The sequence below is a fragment of the Hydrogenophaga sp. genome (assembly GCF_051007235.1).
Classification (GTDB): domain Bacteria; phylum Pseudomonadota; class Gammaproteobacteria; order Burkholderiales; family Burkholderiaceae_C; genus Hydrogenophaga.
The window spans coordinates 1-2,780 of record NZ_JBPCSJ010000428.1; the positions used below are offsets into that span (position 1 = coordinate 1).

Here is a 2,780-nt window from a genome sequence, read left to right on the forward strand (position 1 = left end):
GGCGCCCAGGCGTTGCACCCACTCGCAGCAGGCGGCGCGGTCGTCGGTTTCATCCACGCGCTGCTCGCGCGCCCAGGCCACCAGGCCGTTGGCCAGCGCGCGGTGGGCGTCGTCGAAAAACGGCAGTTCGAGGTGCGCGGTCGGCGCCAGCGCGCCGTGCGGGTGGGGGTGTTCGAAGGCGACCATCTCAGTCCCCCTCAAAGACCGGGCGCTGCTTCGCTGCGAAGGCCTCGTAGGCCCGGCGGAAGTCCTGCGTCTGCATGCAGATGGCTTGCGCCTGCGCCTCGGCTTCGATCGCCTGGTCCAGCGTCATGGCCCATTCCTGGTGCAGCATGGTCTTGGTCATGCCGTGGGCGAAGGTCGGGCCCTGGGCCAGTTGGGCCGCCAGCTTGTGGGCAGCGGGCAGCAGGGCGTCGCTGTCGTGCAGCGCGTTGAAGAAGCCCCAGGCGTGGCCTTCGGGCGCGGTCATGGCGCGGCCGGTGAACAGCAGTTCGCTGGCGCGGCCCTGGCCGATCATGCGCGGCAGCAGGGCGCAGGCGCCCATGTCGGCGCCGGCCAGGCCGACGCGGGTGAACAGGAAGGCGACCGTGGCCGCGGGTGTGCCCAGGCGCAGATCGGAGGCCAGCGCCATCATCGCGCCGGCCCCGGCACACACGCCGTCCAGCGCGGCCACGATGGGCTGCGGACAGGCGCGCATGGCGCTGACCAGCGCGCCGGTCATGCGGGTGAAGGCCAGCAGCTCGGGCATGGTCATCTGGGTCAGCGGCCCGATGATTTCGTGCACATCACCGCCGGAGCAGAAGTTGCCGCCTGCACCGGTGACCACCACCGCCTTGATGTCGGTGGCGCGCTGCAGGCCCAGGAACCAGTCGCGCAGCTCGGCGTAGGAATCGAAGGTCAGCGGGTTCTTGCGCTCGGGCCGGTTGAGCGTGACGGTGGCCACACCGTCCTGCACGCTGAGCGCGAAGTGGGTGGGCGTGGTGGTGGCCATGGCGCTGTACTGGCCGCGCATGGGGTTGTGGTCGGGGATGGGGTGTTTCATGGGGCGAGGTCCATATCGGGTCAGGTGTCTTGGCAAGGCGCACCACGGAACTGGCTTTGCCAGGCCGTGGGTGCGGTCCCCCTTTGGGGGGAAGACGCGAAGCGGCGCAGGGGGGTCATCCGATGTTCAGCTGGTGCTGTTTCACTTTGCCCAGCAGCTTGTGCAGGCTGTCGAGGTCCTTGGCGTTCAGGCCGTTGAAAGCCTCGACGATCCACTGCTCGTGCTGGGCCGCCATGCGTTCGAAGGCGCCGCGCCCCTCGGGGGTGAGCCGCACCAGGAAGGCGCGGCGGTCGCCTTCCACGGCCATGCGCTCCACCAGCCCTTCGGCCACCAGCTGGTCGGTGATGCCGGTGACGTTGCCACCGGTGACCATGAGCCGGTGCGACAACTCCTTCATCTTCAGGCCCTCGGGGTGGCGCTCCAGCTGGGCCATCAGGTCAAAGCGGGGCAGGGTGGTGTCGAACTGTTCGCGCAGACCGGCGCGCACGCGCTTTTCGATCAGCTGCGAGCAGGTCAGCAGGCGCAGCCACAGGCGCAGCTCCTGCGCGTGCTCGCTGTGGGCGCGGGCTTCGAGGTCCAGGGTGTCGCTGGTGGTGTTCATGACGTTTCAGCCGGGTCTTGCGTGGCGACCACACCCTGCAGGGCTTGCTGGCGCGCGATCTCGCGGTAGAGCTGGTCGCGTCCGCTTTCGTACGGCCGCGGCCATTGCACCGCACGGCTCTGCAGCTTGGCGGCCTCGTGCAGCGTCCAGGCCGGGTCGGCCAGGTGCGGGCGGGCCACGGCGCAGAGGTCGGCGCGGCCGGCGCCGATGATGCTGTTGGCGTGGTCGGCTTCTTGAATAGCGCCCACCGCCATGGTCAGGATGCCCGCCTCGTTGCGCACGCGGTCGGCAAACGGGGTCTGGTACATGCGGCCGTAGACCGGTTTGGCCTGCCGCGTGGTCTGGCCCGAAGACACGTCGATCACGTCGCAGCCCGCGGCCTTGAACAGGCGCGCGATGGCCACCGCGTCGTCGGGCGTGTTGCCACCGGGCGCCCAGTCGTGCGCCGAGATGCGCACGCTCATGGGCTTGTCGGCGGGCCACACGGCGCGCATGGCCGCGAAGACTTCGAGCGGGTAGCGGCAGCGGTTCTCCAGCGAGCCGCCGTAGTCGTCGCTGCGTTGGTTGGTCAGCGGGCAGATGAAGGCCGAGAGCAGGTAGCCGTGGGCGGCGTGCAATTCCAGCCAGTCGAAGCCCGCGGCGGCGGCGCGCTGTGTGGACGCGACGAAGGCCGCGGTCATCGCGTCCATGTCGGCGCGGGTCATGGCGCGCGGTACCTGGTTCTGCGCGCCGTAGGGCACCGCGCTGGCCGACAGCAGCGGCCAGTTCGGCGCATCGTCCGGTCGCCCGCTGGGCGAGGGCAGCGGCTCGTCGATGGTGTCCCAGCCCAGCTGCGTCGATCCCTTGGGGCCGCTGTGGCCGATCTGGATGCCCATCTTCGCGCTGCTCTGCTGGTGCGCAAAATCCACGATGCGGGCCAGAGCCGCCTGCTGCGCGTCGTTCCACAGACCGGGGCAACCCGGGGTGATGCGGCCTTCGGGCGTCGGGCTGGTCATCTCCACCATCACCAGCGCCGCGCCACCCACGGCGCGCGCGCCCAGGTGCATCAGGTGCCAGTCGCCGACCACACCGTCGGTGGCCTTGTACTGCGCCATGGGCGAGACGACGATGCGGTTTTTCAGTGTCACGCCGCGCACG

At 70.1% G+C, this 2,780-nt stretch carries 2 protein-coding genes and 2 pseudogenes; all 4 read right to left on the minus strand.

The annotated features are described in order from the left end of the window. Positions 1 to 186, minus strand: a pseudogene (locus ACR2JA_RS15310) (acyl-CoA dehydrogenase family protein); the annotation flags it as partial. Position 187: 1 nt separating this feature from the next. Continuing rightward, entirely contained in the window at positions 188 to 1,042 is an 855-nt protein-coding gene (locus tag ACR2JA_RS15315; RefSeq protein ID WP_434009941.1) for an enoyl-CoA hydratase family protein, read from the minus strand. 115 nt (positions 1,043 to 1,157) lie between these two features. Then, positions 1,158 to 1,622 (minus strand): MarR family winged helix-turn-helix transcriptional regulator, encoded by a 465-nt coding sequence (locus ACR2JA_RS15320; protein WP_434009942.1) that lies wholly within the window; start codon positions 1,620 to 1,622, stop codon positions 1,158 to 1,160. 17 nt (positions 1,623 to 1,639) lie between these two features. Beyond that, positions 1,640 to 2,780: pseudogene (locus ACR2JA_RS15325) on the minus strand (bifunctional salicylyl-CoA 5-hydroxylase/oxidoreductase); the annotation flags it as partial.

Bases quoted from the DNA above. Each gene is read 5' to 3' on its own strand.
- ACR2JA_RS15315 (WP_434009941.1), bottom strand. From the start codon at position 1,042: ATGAAACACCCCATCCCCGACCACAACCCCATGCGCGGCCAGTACAGC.